Source organism: Citrobacter sp. C348 (genome assembly GCF_047467975.1).
In the GTDB taxonomy this organism is placed as follows: Bacteria; Pseudomonadota; Gammaproteobacteria; order Enterobacterales; family Enterobacteriaceae; genus Citrobacter; species Citrobacter gillenii.
Genome location: NZ_JASJUJ010000027.1, coordinates 1 through 1465 on the forward strand (window position 1 = coordinate 1; position 1465 = coordinate 1465).

Below are 1465 nucleotides of genomic sequence, written 5' to 3' on the forward strand. Positions count from 1 at the left end.
CGGCTGGGATGATGGGCGGGGGGTTAATGCTGGCAGGGCATTGCTATCAACTGAAGCTGATATGAACCAGTCTCACAGGCATTTGTTTGAATCAAGTATGGATGGCGGAACGACATGGGGGAATGCAAATCCGTACATTGATTTTAATTCAGGAAATTCAGTGTCACATACCCCAAATAATATATTCGTACAGGTATTGAGAGCGCAAATTAGTGGGGCTGGTTCAGGCTGGGAAGGAATTAACAATACCGGCGTTCGAAATCAGACCAGTGGTGGGAACGAATCTCGCCCACGTAATGTGGCTTTCAACTACATTGTTCGTGCAGCTTAAATGAAAAGCCGTCTGAATGACGGCTTAATCATCTTTATCAAATTGTGGGCGGTTCAGGTAGTATCGCAGTTAGGAAATCTGAGGGCTTGATGGCATTCAGAGCATCAATATAATCAAGCCATAGATTAAACTTGCTGGTTTCTGCTTCGCTCATTCGATTGAGTTGTAGCTTTGAAGGCCAGTTATTTTTATTAATGACCACATTAGCCTCATCAATCAGAGTCTGAATTTTCATTTCAAATGCCTGAACGTCAGCAGCTCTTTTTGCATCGATATCCGTTATCCACTCAGTACCATTCCAGACATCAAATTTAGTTTCTGGCGCGATTGTGGTGGTATCTTCAGGAAGCTGTCCTAAATACCGAACAGTGATTTTTTCCCCTGTATCAGTTTTATAAACTTCTGCATCACGGTGGTCTTCAACATACTCCCAGCCGTTCAGACCTTCATTACGACAAATAGCAAAGCCGGTCTTGAATTTGCCGGGTTTATCAGTACAGGAATGGGCAGGTATACCCACTCCTTCTGCAAGATATTCAATGGTTGATAACAGGTACTCACGGGTGTTGGCATCATAGTTATAAACGGTGATTTCACCTGCCGATGATGCGATCCCATATGTATTCAAAATTGCTTTACTCATTCTTTCATCCTTCGTGCTGGGGCAGGATTCTACTATACTGGTCGTCCTCAGTTATTCTTGATATTGATGTTGTTACATAGCCCGCACAACGTAATTAAATGACAGGTTGCGTGGGCGAGTTTCTATACCAAAATTACCTGATGCAACACGACGTGTCCCAATAGCTCTCGCTGCGGAAGGAACGTTTTTACACAGCCCTTACTATGTAGTTAAATGCGATATTTCTCGGGCGGGCAATGACTGCCGTATCTGCCCCTAGTGAACGGCGTTGCATGACATCCATCGTCATATTCACAAAAATATGAGATACCGAATCAATAGTATTGTTGAGCCTGTCCCCGCGCATATCCGCATAATTACTTGCTGAATTCACACCCGGAACCCCAACAAGTCCGGCATCAGAGCGTATAGGGTCATAGCCGACAAGAGTCCCATCCTGCGCCGTAAGTATTGCCCTCCCGGAATCAATATTGCGACCATCATCCCAGCCA

General features: G+C 44.7%; 1 protein-coding gene and 2 pseudogenes. 1 reads left to right on the forward strand and 2 read right to left on the reverse strand.

Annotated elements, in window-relative coordinates; translation table 11 throughout:
- Window positions 1–331 (forward strand): annotated as a pseudogene (locus QNN86_RS23835) (hypothetical protein); the annotation flags it as partial.
- A 37-nt stretch (window positions 332–368) separates the two neighbouring features.
- Here the strand turns inward: QNN86_RS23835 and QNN86_RS23840 are convergent.
- Entirely contained in the window at window positions 369–974 is a 606-nt protein-coding gene (locus tag QNN86_RS23840) for a tail fiber assembly protein (protein WP_414212402.1), read from the reverse strand.
- A gap of 187 nt (window positions 975–1161) precedes the next feature.
- Window positions 1162–1465, reverse strand: a pseudogene (locus QNN86_RS23845) (phage tail protein); the annotation flags it as partial.